The organism is Zunongwangia endophytica (assembly GCF_030409505.1).
GTDB classification, from domain to species: domain Bacteria; phylum Bacteroidota; class Bacteroidia; order Flavobacteriales; family Flavobacteriaceae; genus Zunongwangia; species Zunongwangia endophytica.
On the sequence record NZ_JAUFPZ010000002.1, the window covers coordinates 2,732,510 to 2,752,419 of the forward strand.

A 19,910-nucleotide genomic window follows, 5' to 3' on the forward strand; every position below is an offset into this window, starting at 1 on the left:
AGTTTATGCAACAATCTAATTATATAAGAATAGCAAGATTACAGGGTGTTGCACTAAATACACTAAATGCTCATATTGTAAATAACAAAGATGAGTACAAAATAATTTTTGTTAGACAGGGGAATCTGTCCTTACGTATTGGCGATAAAAAATGGGAGGCATCCTCTAAAACTATACTCTTTTTAGCACCGGGACAGACTTCTCAAATTACAAAATTTTCTGACGACCTGGACGGCAGCCAATTGATTTTTGATACCGATTATTTTCTGTTATGCTTAAAAAATCAGGTGAAATTATGTTTCTATCCGTTCTTTCAGTTTAACAGCGTCCCGGTGCTTACATTAAGTAAAAACGAATACCTGAATCTAAGTTCTTTACTGAAACGTATAAGCTATGAGGTGAATAATAGTGAAAGCATAAACGATAACTTATTATGTCGATTATATTTAAATGTTTTGCTAATTGAAATAGAGCGCGTAAAAAACTCTAATGATGACGATAATCACAGTCCACTTTCAAGAAAAGATATGATCACGGCTCGTTTCAAGAAACTATTGGAAAAAAATTTTAAAACTATTCGTAAGGTTTCCGATTATGCTGAAAAACTATACATATCACCAACTTATCTGAATGATACCGTAAAAGAAGTTACGGGGAAAAGTGCCAGTGAAACCATACAGGAACGCATCATTTTAGAGATTAAGGGAGAACTTATTCAAACGGAAGACACAATTAATCAAATAGCTTATCATTTAGGTTTCAATGACACATCTTATTTCTGTAGGTTTTTTAAAAAGAATACAGGCGTAAGCCCTCAAATTTATAGGCAATCCAACCATTAACAGCTTATAATGCGATTCGGTTTTCTTGGATAATTTAAGGAAAGATTTTAATAAATCTGAATCAAATCGCTGTTATGCTTAAGTGCTTTTGGCGGCATACCAAACATTTCATACATGTATTTGTTAAGCTGTGGGAGATCATAAAATCCTGTATCGTAAGCAATATCGGTAAGACTTCTATTTTTATCGGACAGTGTGAGATAAATGGCTTGGCGTAAGCGGGTCCACAATAAATATTTAGAAAGGCTACTCCCGGTTTGTTGCTTAAAGAGTGCGGCTAATCGGGATGGAGAAAGAAAAACGATATCGGCAAAGGTTTTGGGTGTAATATCAGATTGATTATAGTTGTTTTTGATATAATCTACAATTTTAGTAACCCGTTCATCGTAATTGGTCGAAGGCAATTCTGCAATCAAAGCATCGATAATTTTTTTGAGATCCAAATTTTCTTTTTCAGTTTTAAAAAATGTATGTGTCTCAGACGGTGAATTGAATATAATATAATCTTTATCTTCTTTAAACCTATTTGATAATTCTAAACCAATATTTGAGTACGGTTCAATATTTAAAATATTCAGTGTCCCTTTTTCAGCAATACAATGATGGGTCACCTGCGGCTTGATGACAAAGCCATGAATCTCCTCGTGCTTTATACCGCTAATAATTGAGGTAAACGGCAGGTCGTTAGAGAGTACAATCTGATACGCCGAGTGATGATGAATTTCTACAGTCAGGTTTCGGGCTTTTAGAGCAAGAATAAATGGGTTCATTTATGCATGAGATTAAAACAGAGTTGTAAAGCTATTCAAAATCCTGAACATTAAAACCTTCGAACGCTTTATTAAAAAAGAAGATCATAATGAAATATGCCATGTTCAAGTAGTAAAGTAATCATAGTATTTTCAAACTAGTAGGTTTTAAATTTTTCGGTTACAAGTGTTTTACTGGTGCGACTGGTAAAACGATCATTTTTAAAATCTTCAACCATTTTTTCGTGAAAAACCTACCGAAAACAAAGGGCTGAGTCACATTTTCATGGAAAAATCTCCAATTTTAAAAAGAGTAAAAAACCTCAACCCTATGATTTCACGGGGGATCGGCAAATAAGAACGCTTTATAACATCGCGTAGCGTGTTATCCTCTTGCTTTTCCTTTTTTCCAGCGTGCCGCTGGAAAACTCAAAAAACCTGATCCCAGATCAGGCTTTAAATTTATATTGATAAAACCTGAAACTCTTCATTTTCGAAGTTCATTCTCAAACTATCGAAAGTGAAAAAATGCAGTATGATTTAAAAATAAAGATCTGTTGTAAAATGAAAAGATGTATCATACCAACAAAAAAAGGAGCCTCAAGAAGCTCCTTTAGAAAAAATCTAAATATTACCTACAAAATACCCTCATCGGCAAAACTCATGTAGTTTCCGTCACTGGTTATAATCAAATGATCAAGGAGTTTAATATCTAAAAACTCACAAGCCCTTTTTATTTTATTGGTAAGTCGCTTATCGACTTCACTCGCTTGTAATTTTCCTGAGGGATGATTATGGCAAACGATAATAGCAGTAGAAAGACTTTTTAAGATCAGTGCAAATAAGATGCGCATATCCACTAAAGTAGCCGTAAGTCCACCCGAAGAAATCTGGCAAATTCCTTTTACGATATTAGAATTATTCAGTAGCATGACTTTAAAAGATTCCTGCAACTGAATTTCGTTTTTATCCCAGTTTTGATAATAGATATTAGCCGCATCCTTAGAGCAGGAAATTTTGGGACATTTAGAAATTGTAATCCTGTCCTTGTAGCATAATTTTATTTCATTTACTTTAGTAGTCATAGGATGAAGTATTAAAAGTTTTTTTCGAATTAGGTTAGTGAAAAGAGGGCAGCAATTAAATTAAGATCTGCCCTCCTTTTCGTTTTATTTAGTTCCCAGCAGTAAAATTTCCTGTACCAGTATTTCGGTGATATATCGGGTATGGCCTTCTTTATCCTGATAGGACCTTGAAATTAATTTCCCTTCCATAGCGATTTCTTTCCCCTTAGTCACATAATTTTCGATAAGCTCCGCTTTTTTATTCCATGCTACCAGTTGATGCCATTGAGTATCCTGTATAGATTCTCCGTTCTGAATTCGGTAATAATCATTAGTCGCCAAACTCAGACGAGCTACTTTTTTACCATTATCCAGATTAGTAATTTCCGGGGTGTTTCCTACATTTCCGATTAACTGTACTTGGTTTCTTAGATTACTCATAACTTTAAAATTTATACCTTCCCAGGGCAGGTGGATTAAACAATGATTTACTTTTTATATCCGAAGCGTTTTCTTTTTTTGATTTTTTTTCCTGGCTTCCGATTATGTTGTTTTGAGATGATTTCATAAGTGTTTTATTTTGATTTACTTCCTATAGTGCCGTGAGCTGTTCCCTTTTTTGATGCTTATACATTTTCAGGATTTAGAATTAGGGAGCATTTATAAAAAGGAAGCATGACTGGCTTATGCAATGTGGACTAACTTCTAAATCCTGGTATTTTGCATCACAAAAAAGGGAGAGACCAGCCACGGCCGGGAAGGAAATGGAAACACTGAAATCGAAAAACAACCGGGAGCCGGGAAAATGCAAGAATGCATATTCAATGTTTATATGGTTTTAACATTTCTAGATCGGAATAAATAGTAATCGGGTATCTTAAAATGTTGTGTAGTATTTTTAAAATAAATCACTATAAAAAATAAAATGTAGATACTTTTGTCCTTACAGAATTAGTTCGAAATTCGAGTAATAAATTAATTATTAAAACCAAAAGATTCTCATTGCTAAGATGTTTAGCTTATTACGGGTTAATGACATACCTGTTCAGAAAATTGAAATGATGAATCCTCCATTTTAAAATGTCGTATTCCCATTTCTTTCTAAAATCTTTTAGCACATTTAAATCGTGAAAATATTAATAATAGAAGACGAACAGCAACTGCTTAGCAGTATCCAGCAATCCCTGGAGAAAGAAACATTTCTGGTAGAGACAGCCATAGATTATCACACGGCTCTGGAGAAAGCACTGGTTTACGAATATGACTGCATTTTACTGGATATCATGCTTCCAAAAGGAAGTGGCTTGGATATACTTAAGATATTAAAAAGAGAAGGCAAAAGCGATAACGTTATTATTATCTCAGCCAAAGACTCCCTGGATGATAAACTTGCAGGCTTAGAACTTGGCGCAGATGATTATTTAACCAAACCTTTCCATTTAGCCGAGCTTAACGCCAGGATTAAAGCCGTTTTAAGAAGAAAAGATCTAAATGGCACAAACATCCTTCAAATTGCTAATGCCAAATTAGATTTCGATAGTAGGCAATTCTGGGTTAATGAAGTCATGGTGAGCTTAAACAGAAAAGAATTTGACGTATTGTATTACTTTATGATTAATAAAGATAGACTAGTTACTAAGTCTGCATTAGCAGAACATGTTTGGGGAGACCATAGCGATAATGCTGACAATTTCGATTTCGTATATTATCAAATCAAAAACCTGCGTAAAAAAATACATTCGACCACAGCAGATATAGAAATTGAATCGATTTATGGTATAGGCTATAAATTGGTCGCGTTATGAAATTACTAAACCAGTCTTTAAGATATTTATCTGTTTCAATTTTTGCTATTGTCACCATTTGGGCTGTAATTTTCTATTTCAACATGCTGCACGAAATTAAAAGCAGTATTGATGAAGGCCTTGAAAACTACAAATGTCTTATTATTGAAAATGCCGAAGATGATTCAAGTATATTAACCAAAAAATATTTTGATGAAAGCTTTTTTACCGTTAAAAAAATCTCCAAAAAACAAGCGCTGCCACTAAAAGACAGGTTTTATGATACCATGCTCTATATGCAGGATGCTGATGATGAAGAACCCGAACTGGAACCCGTAAGAATGCTTATAACCGCCTTTAAAATGAATGGTGAATATTATGAGCTTAAGGTAGCAAATTCTATGGTTGAAGAAGATGATCTCATTGGAGAACTGCTTTACGATATCGTTTGGTTGTATCTTAGTTTAATTATTGGAATCATTATCATCAACAATATTATTTTAAAAAAACTTTGGAGGCCATTCTATCACCTTTTAGCAGAACTTAAAAACTTCCGGCTTGGTACAAATCGCAAACTTCCTAAGGCTAAAACAAAAACACGAGAATTTTTGGATTTAGAACAAGCTGTAAATGCTGTTTTACAACATACTACAGAAACTTATGAACAGCAAAAACAATTTATTGGTAATGCCTCTCACGAGCTGCAGACGCCACTTGCTATATCCAGGAATAAATTAGAGCTTCTTATAGAAGATGGAAATCTGCAAGATCAGCAAGCTCAAAATATTGCTGAAGTTATGAGTATTATTGAGCGTTTAATACGCTTAAATAAATCTTTATTGTTGCTTACCAAAATTGAGAATAAGCAGTTTTTAGAAAATCAGACAGTTTCGTTAAATGAAGTCATTCAAAAAAATATAGTGGATTTAGAGGATTTGGCGTCCTTCAAAAATATTGATGTAGGCATCAAAGAAACCGGCCAGCTTCGCAAAAATATGGATAATGCGCTCGCTAATGTTTTGATTTCAAACTTACTGAGAAATGCTATTTTTCATAACATCCCAAAAGGAAAGGTACAAATTGAAATTACAGAAAATACACTTTATATACGTAATACCGGGAGGGAGCACCCACTTGCCAGGGATTTAATTTTCACTCGATTTTACAAGTCTCAAAATTCATCTTCAGGGACCGGATTAGGTCTTAGCATCGTTAAAGCGATTTCAGATATCTATGACATCAAAGTATCCTATTCCTTTCAGCAAAGTTTACACAGTTTTAAGTTAGAATTTTAAGGATAGCGAGAAAATTCCCAAGTCTTTCCAAATTTAGGAACTTCATTTGTCTTGTAATTAAAAAAATATACAAGATGAAAAAACAAATTTTAATTTTAGGCACAGCTTTAACTATAGCTTCAAGCCTACAGGCTCAAGAAATTCCACAAACTGAAGTTCCTTCGATTATTGTAAATGAATTCAGTAAAAATTATCCCGAAGCAAAAGATATAGAATGGGAATTGGAAGGCAATCAATATGCTGTTGAATTTGAACTGGACTGGAATACCGATCATGAATTATGGTATGATAAGCAGGGAAAATTATTAAAGCACAAAGAAGATATTTCTGAAAAAGATTTACCTAAAGCGGTAAGTGAAACCATTAAATCTGAATTTGATGGATATGCTATAGATGATCTAGAGCGCATCAGCCAGAGTGGTAAAGTTTATTATCATATAGATTTTGAAGCTTTACTCAAAGAAGACTGGGAGGTTGTTATAGATAATAAAGGAAGTATCATTAGTAAAAAAGCTGACTAATGCGATATCTTCTTTCATGTATCCTTGTGCTAGTAGTGAAGTCATCACTACTGGCACAACAATCAGACAATTCAAAAAAATGGTACGACAATATTCATTTAGGAGGCTATATGCAAGTACGATATAACAGTTTATTTCAAACCAATCCCAATTTAGGTTGCGAGCAGTGTGACGAACATTGGGGAGATGTTGGAGGCGGGCTATCGCTTCGTCGGGTTCGATTTAAAATAAAAGGCCAAATTACCCCCAGAATATTTGTCTATTTTCAACCCGATTTTGCTAAATCCATCAACGAAGATCATCATGTAGGAAGACTAAAAGATGCGTATATTGATGTAGGGCTCGATCTTAAAAACGAATTTAGGCTACGCATAGGGCAAAGCAAAGTACCTTATGGGTATGAAAATATGCAATCCAGCAGCAATAGATTACCCTTGGATAGAAATGATGCCTTTAATAGTGGCGTCAAAGATGAACGAGATCTCGGTGTTTTTTTCTACTGGGCCACGAGCAAGAAACGAGCACTTATCCGCCAGTTAAGAAAAGCTGGACTAAGTGGTGGTGATTTTGGCATTTTTGCTTTGGGAATCTATAACGGTCAAACCGCGAACCACTATGATAAAAATGACAGTTTCCATATAGTTACTCGCTTTTCATATCCAATCCAATTAGGCAATCAAGTGATTGAGCCAGGTATTCAGGCTTATTCAGGAAAATATATGATTTTAAAACATAGTCCAGAAGTTACGGTAAATCCAGAAGGATATATTGATCAAAGAGCCGCTTTATCTTTTGTTTTGTTCCCAAAACCTTTTGGGATCCAGGCCGAGTATAATGTAGGCCGTGGGCCCGAGTTCGACACTTCATCCCGTACCATTAAAATCAAAAAATTATCTGGAGGTTATGCCACATTTTCCTATTTCGTAAAAAAATGGAACCAGCGATTTTATCCATTTGTTCGTTTTCAATATTATAACGGTGGGAAAAAACATGAATTGGACGCACGAAGTTATACGGTAAAGGAAACCGAAGTTGGCATTGAATGGCATCCCTTGCCCCATTTTGAATTTTTAGCAGAATATACAATTTCTGATAGGCGCTATGAAGATTTCCAAAACCCAATCAATCACCAAACAGGTAACCTTATGCGATTACAGGCCCAAGTAAAATTCTAGTTTCAAAGAGTAACTACCTAATAAAAGAGTGAAACTTTACACTCCAAACAAGATCACATATTTTTAAAACTATTTGTTAGTTTTTACATTTAGACTGTTAGTGACGGCATAGACATAGTGACATCTTAGGCTAAGATCGAAATTAATCAAGCCCCAGAAGTTTACAAATCCCGGATGTATTTCATTATTGTAATAGGTAGCCGCAAGATATTTATTAACAGTGCATTAGGATTTTCGAGGTGCATATAAAAAGGTCTAAATAATATGCGTCGAATTCACTACCAAACACTTAGCGGTATTTTCGGCAAAATTGAATAGTAACAATAAAAAAAGCCTTTCAGAAATGAAAGGCTTTTTGCAATCTTGCGGTCTGGACGAGACTCGAACTCGCGACCTCCTGCGTGACAGGCAGGCATTCTAACCAACTGAACTACCAGACCGTTGCGTTATTGCGAGTGCAAATATACAGCTGTTTTTCACTTCCACAAACTTTTTTTTGAGTTTTTTTCAATCTTTTTTTCGGCCGCTATGCAAGCTTTTGTCTTTCAATAAAATACGTTTGTAAAATTTTATTGAAATTTTTATTGATATCTACCGGAACGTAACTAATCCTATACTTCGCGCATTCCAATTCAAGATTTTTAAAATAACTTTCAATTGAATTTTTATAATTTTCCTGGATGTTTTCTGAATACAGATCGATTTCATCACCGGTCTCGACATCAAAAAATCGCTTTGGTGTATTTTCGAAATCAAAACCCAATTCTTTTTTAGTGTCCAGAACATGAAATAATACTACCTCATGCTTATTATATTTCAAATGTCTTAAGGCTTCAAAAAGTTCTGCCTCCTCTTTATCACTTTGAAACATATCAGTAAAAAGAAAGACCAGCGATCTTCTTTTTAATTTTTCTGCGATTTGGTGAAGATAAGTATAGGTTTGAGTGCTCCGTTTTGAAGCCTGAGAAGCTAATGCTTCGTCAAGCTTATTAAGTAATAAATGATGATGCCGCTCTCCTGCGCGCTCGGGAGCATAAAATTCAAACTCATTACTATAAACACTTAAACCAACAGCATCACGCTGGCGCTTCAGCATATTCATGATACAAGCCGACGCCAAAGCAGAAAAACCGATTTTATTTAATTTGGAAACACTTTTTTTTTTAATAGCGGGGTAATGCATCGAAGCCGAATTATCGATGATGAGATGACAGCGCAAATTAGTTTCTTCTTCGTAGCGCTTCGTATAAAGCTTATCGGTCTTGGCGTATAACTTCCAGTCGATATGCTTGGTACTTTCTCCCTGATTGTAGATTTTATGTTCCGCAAATTCCGCAGAAAAACCGTGAAACGGACTCTTATGCATCCCCGAAATATAGCCTTCTACAATTTGGCGAGCTAAAATTTCAAGATTTAAAAATCCTTCTGTTTGATATACCTGTTCCTGTAATTTCAAAATTGAAATATTTGTTGCTGGAATATACGAAAACAAGTTGATAGAAAGTCAGTCAGTTTACAGCCTTCAGCTATCATTACGGTTTGCAGTTTGCAGCAACACTAGATGTTATTCATGGACTCAAGAATTAATGCTGAAATTATTCAATCTTGATTCTCTTTTATCCAGTCTATTTTCTAACCCCTAAAAGTGAAGCGATCTAAATCGCAGATTTAAAAACAAAAAAGCCCGGTAAAAACCGGGCTCTTTCTTATATTCTATAAAATTCGTTCTGATTATAAAAGCTCGTTCAAAGCACCAGCATAAGTATCTTTAGGAGCAACACCTACTTGGCGACCTACAACTTCTCCGTTTTGGAAAATAAGTACCGTTGGGATATTTCTAACTCCGTATTTTGCAGCAAATTCCTGGTTAGCATCAACATCTAGTTTTCCAACTACTGCTTTACCTTCGTATTCTCCGCTAAGCTCTTCGATTACCGGTCCTACCATTCTACAAGGTCCACACCAAGCTGCCCAAAAGTCTACCATTACTGGTTTATCACTTTTTAATACTGTTTCTTCAAAATTTGCATCTGTTATTTCAATAGCCATAATCTTTATTTTTCTTGTAAATTATCAATACGTAAAAGTAGTCAAATATTTTCGGAAACCTTACATTCCAAATATTAGATTTGCTTATAAGCAGATTGGTAATAGCTATCTGGCGGGCTCTTTCCTTCAGATTACATCTTCAGGAAAGACCGGGCTTTCCGCGCTACACGGTAGCTTGCTTCAATCCCTGCCCGAAATCATCAAACCTCAGCATTAATTCAGCTTATATACCACCTGCTCAGCTTCCAAAGTGTCCAATAACTCAGGACAGATCTTTATTTTCTGGCGTTTACTCGGCATGTGTAATTTCAATTGCTCTTTCATTTCATATACTACAAAATTCAGTTTATGGTCACCGCGGTAGCTTCTAAAAATGTCTTTTAAAACATCGATTTTCTCTTCTTTAAGATCATTAATATCTAACTGAATCGTAAGCTTTTTAGCGTACGAATCCATAATATCATGTAATAACTGAAAAGTATTAAACTGAATTCTAGGCTCTCCCTTTTTCCCGGTATCCTTATTTGTCCAGCCTTCTTTAATAAAAGCTTTTATATGCACAAACGAATTCGGAACCAGGAAGTGCCTGTTTTTAAGGTATTCTTCACCAAACATTCTAAATTCGTAAGATTCGGTATAATCTTCTACGGTAAACATCGCCCAGCCTTTACCCATTTTAGAAGTTCTATGCTGTACATCACTAATTACACCGCCAAAAGAAATTTCGCGATTCACCACTTTTTCTAACTCTCTAAAATCGGCCAAACTCCCATTACAGAAATACTGAATTTCCTTTTTAAAATCATCCAATGGATGTCCCGAAATATAAATCCCGACCACTTCCTTCTCTCGACGAAGTTTTTCCATGGTTCCCCATTCTTCACAAGGTGGTACACTTGGTTCCGGAATCTGCACTTCACTGGCTTCGCCAAATAAACTCACCTGAGAGGAATTCTCATTTTCCTGAAATTTAGCGGCAAATTTCACTACTTTTTCCAGGAAGCTCATGCCATCGCCCTCATCATGAAAATACTGCGCACGATGCGTTTCTTTAAAACAATCAAATCCACCTGCTAGCGCTAAATTCTCAAATGCTTTTTTATTGGCTGCTCGCAGATCGATACGTTTCGCCATATCAAAAATAGATCGATAATGCCCATTTTCATCTTTACGGTTTTCAACGATAGTCGCCACTGCACCGGCACCAACTCCTTTTATCGCTCCCATTCCAAAACGTACCGCATAATCTTTATTTACCGAAAATTTATAATACGATTCGTTCACATCTGGCCCAAGTACATTAAGCTTCATCCGCTTACATTCTTCCATAAAGAAGGTTACCTGCTTAATATCGTTCATGTTATTAGACAATACCGCAGCCATATATTCCGCAGGATAATGGGCTTTTAAATAGGCTGTTTGATATGCAATCCAGGCATAACAAGTAGAGTGAGATTTGTTAAAAGCGTAAGAAGCAAAGGCTTCCCAGTCTTTCCAAATTTTCTCTAAAACCTCACTAGGGTGTCCTTTTGCTTCGCCGCCGCCAATAAACTTGGGCTTTAATTGAGCCAAAAGAGCGACCAACTTCTTACCCATTGCTTTACGCAGCATATCGGCTTCACCTTTAGAGAAACCAGCAAGCTTTTGCGAAAGCAACATCACCTGCTCCTGGTAAACTGTTATACCATAAGTTTCCTTTAGATATTCTTCCATATCGGGAAGATCGTAGCTAATCTCTTCGTCCCCATGTTTCCTGGCAATAAAACTTGGAATATACTCCATTGGTCCTGGACGATACAAGGCGTTCATCGCAATTAAATCGTCAAAAACCGTTGGTTTTAAGGCCTGCATGTGTTTCTGCATTCCGGGAGATTCATACTGGAATATCCCTACGGTTTCTCCACGCTGGAAGAGTTTATAAGTTTCTTCATCATCCAGAGGAAATTCATCGGGAACCAGATCAATACCATGTCTTCCTTTTACAATCTTAATCGTATCCTTAATCAGGGTTAAGGTTTTTAACCCCAAGAAGTCCATTTTTAGTAGACCCGCATCTTCTACAACCGAGTTATCGAACTGCGTGACATATAAATCGGAATCCTTCGCTAACGAAACCGGAACGTGATCGGTAATATCACTAGGCGTAATAATTACCCCACAAGCATGGATTCCGGTATTTCTAACCGATCCTTCTAAAACTCGCGCCTGATTTACCGTTTGTGCTTCAAGATCGTCTCCTTCAGAAATATTAAGCAGCTCGTTTATACTATCAATTTCTTCACTTCGGAACTTAGACTTGATCGTCTTTTCATCCATTGCGAAAAGCTTCCCAAGTTTTGTATTGGGTATCAGTTTTGCAATTCTATCTGCATCATTAAGCGGTAGATCCAAAACCCTTGCGGTATCTCGAATCGATGACTTTGCAGCCATGGTACCATAGGTAATAATCTGCGCTACCTGATTGGCGCCATACTTCCCGATTACATAATCCATAACCCGGCTACGCCCTTCATCATCAAAATCGATATCAATATCGGGCATACTCACACGATCGGGATTTAAGAAACGCTCAAAAAGCAGATCGTACTTAATAGGATCGATATTGGTAATTCCTAAACAATAAGCCACCGCACTACCGGCAGCAGATCCACGCCCCGGCCCCACCGAAACATCCAAATTTCGGGCTTCGCGTATAAAATCTTCTACAATCAAGAAATACCCTGGATAACCTGTATTTTCAATTACAGAAAGTTCAAAATCCAGTCGCTCTTTAATATCCGGAGTAATATCACCGTAACGACCTTCAGCTCCTTTAAAGGTGATATGTTTTAAATAGGCATTTTCTCCTCTTTTACCGCCATCAACTTTATCTTCTTCCACTAAAAATTCATCCGGAATAGTAAAGGCTGGAAGTAATACATCACGAGCCAGCTCAAAAGGTTCAATTTTATCGACAATCTCTTTAATATTAGAAATTGCTTCAGGTAGGTCTTTAAAGAGATTTTTCATCTCTTCAGCAGTTTTAAAATAATACTCTTGATTTGGCAAACCATAACGATAACCACGACCACGACCAATTGGAGTAGCCTGCTTTTCGCCATCTTTTACACAAAGTAAAATGTCGTGCGCATTGGCATCACCTTTATTCCAATAATAGGTATTATTGGTTGCAATTAATTTTATATCGTGTTTTTTGGAAAATTCTACCAAAACCTGATTCACACGATTTTCGTCTTCCTGATCGTGACGCATCATCTCGATATAAAGATCATCGCCAAATTCCTGTTTCCACCAAAGCAAAGCTTCCTCGGCTTGCTTTTCACCAACATTCAGGATTTTACTTGGCACCTCACCATAGAGGTTACCCGTAAGCACGATAATGTCTTCTTTATACTGTTTGATGAATTCCTTATCGATACGCGGCACGTAATAAAATCCATCGGTATACGCTCTGGAAGACATTTTTGCCAGATTGTGGTATCCTTTTTTATTCTTGGCTAACATTACCACCTGGTAGCCATTATCTTTTCTCGATTTATCGGTGTGATTTTCACAAACAAAAAACTCACAGCCAATAATCGCTTTTAATTCTTTAGCTTCAGCAGGCTCACCGTTAGCAATCGCTTCTTCATTCTTCGCCTTTACACTTTTATTAAAATTCCCCACTTCTTTTACAAAATGGAAAGCGCCCATCATATTCGCATGATCGGTAAGCGCTACTGCCGGCATATTTTCTTCGCCTGCTGCATTTACAAGATCGGGAATACTAATAGTCGACTGTAATACCGAGAACTGTGAATGATTATGAAGATGCGCAAAAGGAACCTCATCTAATTTCTCTAGATTCTCCTCGATTTCTTCCGTAGTAATCTCATCGGTTGGCTGTAATTTCTCCAGCCTTTTTCTAATTGCTTCGGAAGCTTTCTTAAGATTAATATGCTTTAAACCAATGGGCTGAAACGGCTCGGGATTCGCCTCGATGTAATCTTCAAAATAACCGGGAGAAGCATTAAGTTTTTCCGCAGAATACGTTCTTTTTCTAACCAATTCTAAGAAACAACGCGTTGTTGCTTCAACATCGGCCGTTGCGTTGTGCGCTTCCCCAAAAGGTTCTTCAAAAAGATATTCGTGTAATTCGGTAAGTGTTGGTAATTTAAATTTACCTCCACGCCCACCGGGAATCCTACACATCTCTGCCGTAGTTTCTGTACAGGTATCTAAAACCGGAAGCTCCAGTAACTGGCTATCCATGCCGGCACGATGTAACTCGGCTCCCATAATATTAACATCGAAACCAAGATTTTGACCTACAATAAATTTAGTTTTCGCTAAAGCCTCGTTGAATTTCGCTAACATTTCCTGTAGTGAAATTCCTTCTTCTTTTGCCAAATCTGTAGAAATACCGTGTATCCTTTCAGCATCATAAGGAATATCAAAACCTTCTGGGTGCACCAGATAATCCTGATGTTCTATAAGCCTTCCCATCTCGTCATGTAACTGCCACGCGATCTGTATACATCTTGGCCAGTTATCAGAATCCGTTAAAGGCGCGTCCCAACGCTTTGGTAATCCGGTAGTTTCGGTATCAAAAATTAAATACATTGGCTCTTAGTTATTTATACCCTGTATGAAGAAAAAGGGTAATTCAGCAACATCTTATCTTGCAAAACTAAGCATAATTTCAGTTGAGAAAAAGTGTGTTTTTCAACAATTATTAACCATTAAAAAAGCCTCACGGTAATTGAAGTAAAACTCCTTTTCCGTGAGGCTCGATACGAACATTAAAACTACTACTACTTCAATCAAACATCTATTCGCATCATAACTTTATTTTATTTCTTCTAGTCAAATTTATACTCAAGAGACTTTACTTCTTTTAATGAAGCCAAAATTGAATTTTTCTGTTTCAACAAAATGTTTTGAGTAGATGCCGGCACATTGGTATCGTCTAAGATCTTTTGGTATTCTTCAACAGCTACTTCTTCTCCTCTAATAGCTTCCTCTAAAACTGCTTCTTCTTTATTTCCAGAAAGTGCTGTTTTTAGATTCATCCATGTGCGGTGAGCATCACCGGCTAAACTAGAACCCTTATCTGGCACTTCGCCATAATTTCTAATTTCAGACTTTAATTCGTGTCCAAAATCATATCTTTCCTGTGCTCTTTCAGTGAAAAAAGATTTTAGTTTATCGTTCTTTATATTTTCCGCTGCAAACTTGTAACCCTTTTCAGCGTCATAATTTTTTTCCAACAGATCATTTAGCTTTTCTGATACTTCTTCTGAATATTTCATAATCTTTTTTTTTATTGTTTTGTGAAGTAAATCTACAACGCAAATACCGCCGCAACAACCTATTTAACAGGGTTTAGCACTAATTAACTGCTTTTAACAAGAGTGCAGGATTTTACTGATTTTTATTGTCTTTTATTTAGTATTGATATGAGTTCATTATCATTCTAGAAGCGTTACAATATTTTATTGCCAAGGTCTTGTATATTAGAAAAATGTAGTATCTTTGCAGCCTTATTAATAATAGGGGTCGGGAACCCCATAAATTAATTTTTATGCCTGTAAAAATAAGATTACAAAGACACGGTAAAAAAGGAAAACCTTTTTACTGGATCGTAGCGGCTGACGCTCGTTCAAAAAGAGATGGTAAATTCTTAGACAAAGTAGGAATTTATAATCCAAATACGAATCCTGCAACAATCGAATTAGATGTTGACGGTGCTGTAAAATGGTTGCAAAATGGAGCACAGCCAACTGATACTGCTCGTGCTATCCTTTCTTACAAAGGTGCATTGCTTAAAAATCACCTTGCTGGTGGTGTTAGAAAAGGCGCTTTAACTGAAGAAGAAGCTGAGAAGAAATTCCAGGCTTGGTTAGATGAAAAAGAAAGCAAAATCAACGACAAGAAAGAAAATCTTACGAAAGCAGAACAAGAAGCTAGAGATAAAGCTTTAGCTGCTGAGAAAGAAGTAAATGCTAAGCGTGAAGCTGCCGCTGCTGAAGCTGCTGCAGTTACAGAAGAAGGCGAGCCAGAAGCTGATGTTAACAAAGAAGTTGACGAAGCTACAGGTGAAGAAGCTAAGACTGAAGAAAAACAAGGTTAATTTACTAGCTGACGATGACTAAAGAAGAATGTTTCTACTTAGGTAAAATCGTTAGTAAATATAGCTTTAAAGGGGAACTCCTTATCAAATTAGATACAGACGAACCCGAATTGTACACAGAAATGGAATCAGTTTTCGTTGAATACAACGATAATCTGGTTCCATTTTTTATTGAAAAAAGTTCCTTACACAAAAGCACACTCCTACGTGCTAAGATCGAAGATATCGCCACTGAAGATGATGCAGACGACATGATTGGCTGCGAACTTTATCTTCCACTTACTTTCCTTCCTGAACTGGACGAAGATCAGTTCTATTATCACGAAATTATAGGTTTTAAGGTTATTGATGCCGAACATGGCGATATTGGTATAATCACTTCAATAAACGACAGCACCGCTCAGGCTTTATTCGAAATTAAAAAAGACGGTAAAGAAATTCTGATACCGATGAATGATGAATTTATCGAAAAAATCGACAAGCCGAAGCAAACCATCCACCTCACCACTCCTGAAGGACTTATTGACCTGTATTTAGGCTAGAAGCTAGAGAATAGGCCAGAGAATATAGAAAAAGATAAAAGAATCAGGATTCAAGAACTAAGATGGAATTTTGAATTGTTTCCGCTGAATTCTTTTCTGTTTATAATTCATAACTTATTGATAATTGTTTACGCCACCTGCTACTGCCGATTAAAGGACTATTATAAGTTACTCGAAGAGATAAATATGAGAGTTTAAAAACTACGCAAAATTAATTTCAACACAATAATCTGAATTTGATTATCCGTAATCTGTGATAGTTATTTATTTTCGTCATTCCGGACTTGATCCGGAATCTCCTACGGTATTGAAAAACATGAACTTGTGGCTGAGACCCTGAATCAAGTTCAGGGTGACGACAGCTTATTATGATTCATTCCTGATATTCATAACTGAATTAATTTAACTGAAGTTATTGCGGGTCTGAAGCGATTCTATTCGTCATTGGGCTAAAAATAAAAACCTCACAGGTTTTAAAACCTGTGAGGTTTAATGTATTATTTTAAAAATTAGCTGAGAGCTTAGCGCTAATAGCTATAAGCCAAAAACTACCCTACAATATTTACAATCTTACCTGGAACTACGATTACCTTTTTAGGAGTTCTTCCGTCTAATTGTTTTTGAGTTCGTTCGTCTTCCATTACCGTTTTCTCAATCTCATCTTTACTCATATCCATTGGTAATTCCATGGTAAAACGCATTTTTCCGTTGAATGAAATTGGATAATTTTTAGTACTTTCTACTAAAAATTTCTCTTCGAATTCGGGGTATTTAGCCGTTACAATAGATTCTGAATATCCAAGTTTACTCCAAAGTTCTTCAGCAATATGTGGCGCATAAGGCGCTATTAAAACTGCTAAAGGTTCTAATATTTCACGGCTATTGCACTTTTGGGCATTTAATTCATTCACGCAAATCATAAATGTAGAAACCGAAGTATTAAAACTGAAATTCTCGATATCTTCGGTTACTTTTTTAATGGTTTTATGTAACGTTTTTAGAGAATCTGCTGAGGCTTTTTCCTCTGAAACTTCAAATTGGTCGTTTTTGAAGTATAATTTCCAAAGTTTTTTTAAGAAGTTATGCACTCCTGTAATTCCGGCAGTATTCCAAGGTTTTGCCTGATCGATTGGCCCTAAGAACATTTCGTACATACGTAAAGTATCTGCTCCATAATCTTCACAAATATCATCTGGATTTACCACATTATATTTGGACTTCGACATCTTTTCAACCTCTCGAGAAACTATCAATTTACCTTCGCTTCTAAACAGTTCACTTGGATCAATATCCATATCATACCAATCGGCCAGAGAGACTTCATCTTCAATTTCATTACTTAGATTTATAAAATCGATTGGAACCACTATTTTATTTAATGAAAAGTATATTTGCTCAACATCAAAACCTGAAGTCTCAAAAAATTCCTTAATTAGATCAGCTTCAAAAACATCAGTCAATTTAAACTTGATACCAGTAATTACAGATTCAGAGTTCTTATCTTCCAATAACTTCCATGAAACTAAACGACCGTCAAAAACTTCATCGAATAAACTATCAAAATTTCTATCTTTTTCTTTTAATTCTTCTGAAGTTAAATTTTCACTAGCTCCATAATAGTAACCTGAATTGATTCTATAGGTAAAAGCACTCGTCCCCAAAATCATTCCCTGATTGATCAGCTTTTTAAAAGGTTCTTCCACTTTTAAATGTCCGCGATCTTTTAAGAATTTGGTCCAGAATCTAGAATATAATAAATGGCCGGTTGCATGCTCGCTTCCGCCGATATATAAATCTACATTTTCCCAGTAATCTAAAGCTGCTTCCGAAGCAAAAACCTCATCATTAGCGGCATCCATATAACGGAATAAATACCAGCTACTTCCAGCCCAACCCGGCATCGTGTTGAGCTCTAATGGAAATACCGTTTTATCATCGATCTTATCGTTGCTTACTACTTGATTCGCGGTAGTATCCCAAGCCCAATCTGTAGCGTTTCCTAATGGTGGCTCACCGGTTTCGGTCGGTAAATACTTTTCTACTTCTGGAAGATGTAATGGTAAATGTTCTATATCGATTATTTGCGGCAAACCATTTACATAATAAACCGGAAATGGCTCTCCCCAATAACGCTGGCGAGAAAATACTGCATCTCTTAATCGGTAATTTGTTTTACCATAACCGCAATCTAATTCTTCTAATTTAAGAATCGCTTTTTGTAGCGCTTCTTTATATTTTAATCCGCTTAAGAAATCGGAATTTGAAATTACCGTTCCTTCTTTACCGCTATGGGCTTCTTCAGAAATATCGGCATTTTCGAAAATATTCTTTATCGGAATTTCGAAATGCTTAGCAAAATCGTAATCACGTTGATCTCCGCATGGTACTGCCATTACAGCTCCGGTTCCGTAACCCGCTAATACATAATCCCCAATCCAAACCGGGATTGGCTCTTTAGTAAACGGATGTTCTGCATAAGCTCCCGTAAAAGCACCGGTTATTGTTTTTACATCGGCCATTCGCTCACGCTCACTACGCTTTGCACTTGCTTCGATGTATGCTTCTACTTCTTCTCGCTGAGCCTCAGTAGTTATTTCTTTTACTAAATCGTGCTCTGGAGCTAAGGTCATAAACGTAACTCCAAAAATTGTATCTGGACGAGTAGTAAAAACACCAACTTGATGCTCGGTTCCCTGAATTTTAAAATCTACATGTGCTCCAACGGATTTCCCGATCCAGTTACGCTGACTTTCTTTTAAACTGTCAGTCCAATCCAGCTCTTCCAAGCCTTTGAGTAAACGTTCTGCAAATGCAGAGATTCGCATACTCCATTGGGTCATTTTTTTACGAACAACCGGATAACCGCCACGTTCTGAAACTCCGTTTACAATCTCGTCGTTTGCTAAAACTGTACCCAATTGCGGGCACCAGTTTACTTCAGTTTCAGCTAAATAAGTAAGTCTATATTTTAATAAAACCTGTTGTTTTTCTTCGGAAGAAAAATTATTCCATTCTTCTGCTGAAAAAGCCTCGATATTATCATCACAAGCTGCTTTTATTCTTGTATTTCCTTCCGCAGCAAAAATTGTAGAAAGTTCTGAAATAGGACGAGATTTATCAACTTCAACATCGTACCAAGATTCGAAAAGCTCGCTAAAAATCCACTGCGTCCATTTGTAATAATCAGGATTACTAGTACGTACTTCTCTACTCCAATCGAAACTAAATCCAATTTTATCTAATTGCTCACGATATCTTGCAATGTTATTTTTAGTAGTAATTGCAGGGTGCTGGCCGGTTTGTATAGCATATTGTTCCGCCGGAAGCCCAAAACTATCGTAACCTTGTGGATGCAAAACATTAAAACCTTTGTGACGTTTGTAACGTGCATAAATATCACTAGCAATATATCCTAATGGATGCCCAACATGCAATCCCGCTCCCGAAGGATAAGGAAACATATCGAGTACGTAATATTTTGGCTTATCTGAAGTATTAGATGCTTTAAAAGTCTGGTTTTCTGCCCAGTGCTTTTGCCATTTGGCTTCAATTTCGTTGAAGTTGTAGTTCATTTCTATCTATTTCTGAAGGTCCTAACGGACTTTATTTTAGTCGGAATTTTACTGAATTCCGTGATCATCAATAATTAACAATGCCCGCAAATTTACAATTTTAAAATGGTTGGAAATAATTAAGATTGGAAATAGGTTTGATGGATAGTTGAAAGTTTACGGCTGACGGTTTACAGCATTTAATGTTTAATAATTAGAGAATCTT

General features: G+C 36.3%; 15 protein-coding genes and 1 tRNA gene. 7 read left to right on the top strand and 9 right to left on the bottom strand.

Annotated elements, in window-relative coordinates:
- Positions 1–5: 5 nt before the first annotated feature.
- Positions 6–842 (top strand): helix-turn-helix domain-containing protein, encoded by an 837-nt coding sequence (locus tag QWY91_RS11845; protein ID WP_290235324.1) that lies wholly within the window; start codon positions 6–8, stop codon positions 840–842.
- 47 nt (positions 843–889) lie between these two features.
- Here QWY91_RS11845 and QWY91_RS11850 read toward each other — a convergent pair whose 3' ends face one another.
- The 3 genes from QWY91_RS11850 to QWY91_RS11860 all read right to left on the bottom strand — a co-directional run bounded on the left by QWY91_RS11850 (position 890) and on the right by QWY91_RS11860 (position 3,096).
- Positions 890–1,612 carry a helix-turn-helix domain-containing protein gene (locus QWY91_RS11850; protein ID WP_290235326.1) on the bottom strand — a complete coding sequence of 241 codons (723 nt, stop codon included), beginning with the start codon at positions 1,610–1,612 and terminating at the stop codon, positions 890–892.
- 614 nt (positions 1,613–2,226) lie between these two features.
- A complete protein-coding gene (locus QWY91_RS11855) occupies positions 2,227–2,676 on the bottom strand; it encodes a JAB domain-containing protein (protein WP_290235329.1) in 450 nt (149 codons plus the stop codon).
- 84 nt (positions 2,677–2,760) lie between these two features.
- Positions 2,761–3,096 (bottom strand): single-stranded DNA-binding protein, encoded by a 336-nt coding sequence (locus tag QWY91_RS11860; RefSeq protein WP_290235331.1) that lies wholly within the window; start codon positions 3,094–3,096, stop codon positions 2,761–2,763.
- 686 nt (positions 3,097–3,782) lie between these two features.
- Between QWY91_RS11860 and QWY91_RS11865 the strand changes: the two genes are divergently transcribed.
- From QWY91_RS11865 to QWY91_RS11880, 4 genes are all read left to right on the top strand, one after another.
- The gene (locus tag QWY91_RS11865) at positions 3,783–4,460 is read left to right on the top strand and encodes a response regulator transcription factor (protein ID WP_290235334.1); all 678 of its coding nucleotides are present in this window, start codon (positions 3,783–3,785) and stop codon (positions 4,458–4,460) included.
- A complete protein-coding gene (locus QWY91_RS11870; protein WP_290235337.1) occupies positions 4,457–5,734 on the top strand; it encodes a sensor histidine kinase in 1,278 nt (425 codons plus the stop codon). Before QWY91_RS11865 ends, QWY91_RS11870 begins: the two co-directional genes overlap by 4 nt.
- Positions 5,735–5,808: 74 nt before the next feature.
- On the top strand, positions 5,809–6,255 hold the full coding sequence (locus QWY91_RS11875) for a PepSY-like domain-containing protein (RefSeq protein ID WP_290235339.1): 447 nt from the start codon (positions 5,809–5,811) through the stop codon (positions 6,253–6,255).
- Entirely contained in the window at positions 6,255–7,430 is a 1,176-nt protein-coding gene (locus QWY91_RS11880) for a porin (protein ID WP_290235341.1), read from the top strand. Before QWY91_RS11875 ends, QWY91_RS11880 begins: the two co-directional genes overlap by 1 nt.
- A 366-nt stretch (positions 7,431–7,796) precedes the next feature.
- Here QWY91_RS11880 and QWY91_RS11885 read toward each other — a convergent pair.
- From QWY91_RS11885 to QWY91_RS11905, 5 genes are all read right to left on the bottom strand, one after another.
- A tRNA-Asp gene (locus QWY91_RS11885) sits at positions 7,797–7,870 on the bottom strand.
- Positions 7,871–7,956: 86 nt separating this feature from the next.
- Complete coding sequence (locus QWY91_RS11890) at positions 7,957–8,886, bottom strand: DUF58 domain-containing protein (RefSeq protein WP_290235344.1); 930 nt, start codon at positions 8,884–8,886, stop codon at positions 7,957–7,959.
- 275 nt (positions 8,887–9,161) lie between these two features.
- On the bottom strand, positions 9,162–9,479 hold the full coding sequence (gene trxA, locus QWY91_RS11895; RefSeq protein ID WP_290235346.1) for a thioredoxin: 318 nt from the start codon (positions 9,477–9,479) through the stop codon (positions 9,162–9,164).
- Between the two features lie 213 nt (positions 9,480–9,692).
- Positions 9,693–14,081 carry a DNA polymerase III subunit alpha gene (gene dnaE / locus QWY91_RS11900; RefSeq protein ID WP_290235350.1) on the bottom strand — a complete coding sequence of 1,463 codons (4,389 nt, stop codon included), beginning with the start codon at positions 14,079–14,081 and terminating at the stop codon, positions 9,693–9,695.
- Between the two features lie 239 nt (positions 14,082–14,320).
- Positions 14,321–14,770 (bottom strand): ferritin-like domain-containing protein, encoded by a 450-nt coding sequence (locus tag QWY91_RS11905; protein ID WP_290235352.1) that lies wholly within the window; start codon positions 14,768–14,770, stop codon positions 14,321–14,323.
- Between the two features lie 272 nt (positions 14,771–15,042).
- Here QWY91_RS11905 and QWY91_RS11910 point away from each other — a divergent pair, with 272 nt between their 5' ends.
- Together QWY91_RS11910 and rimM are read left to right on the top strand one after the other, a co-directional pair.
- Entirely contained in the window at positions 15,043–15,591 is a 549-nt protein-coding gene (locus tag QWY91_RS11910; RefSeq protein WP_290235354.1) for a 30S ribosomal protein S16, read from the top strand.
- A 14-nt stretch (positions 15,592–15,605) separates the two neighbouring features.
- Positions 15,606–16,133, top strand: a complete 528-nt coding sequence (gene rimM, locus QWY91_RS11915) for a ribosome maturation factor RimM (RefSeq protein ID WP_290235359.1) — start codon at positions 15,606–15,608, stop codon at positions 16,131–16,133.
- 548 nt (positions 16,134–16,681) lie between these two features.
- Here rimM and QWY91_RS11920 read toward each other — a convergent pair.
- On the bottom strand, positions 16,682–19,705 hold the full coding sequence (locus QWY91_RS11920) for a leucine--tRNA ligase (RefSeq protein WP_290235362.1): 3,024 nt from the start codon (positions 19,703–19,705) through the stop codon (positions 16,682–16,684).
- Positions 19,706–19,910 lie beyond the last annotated feature (205 nt).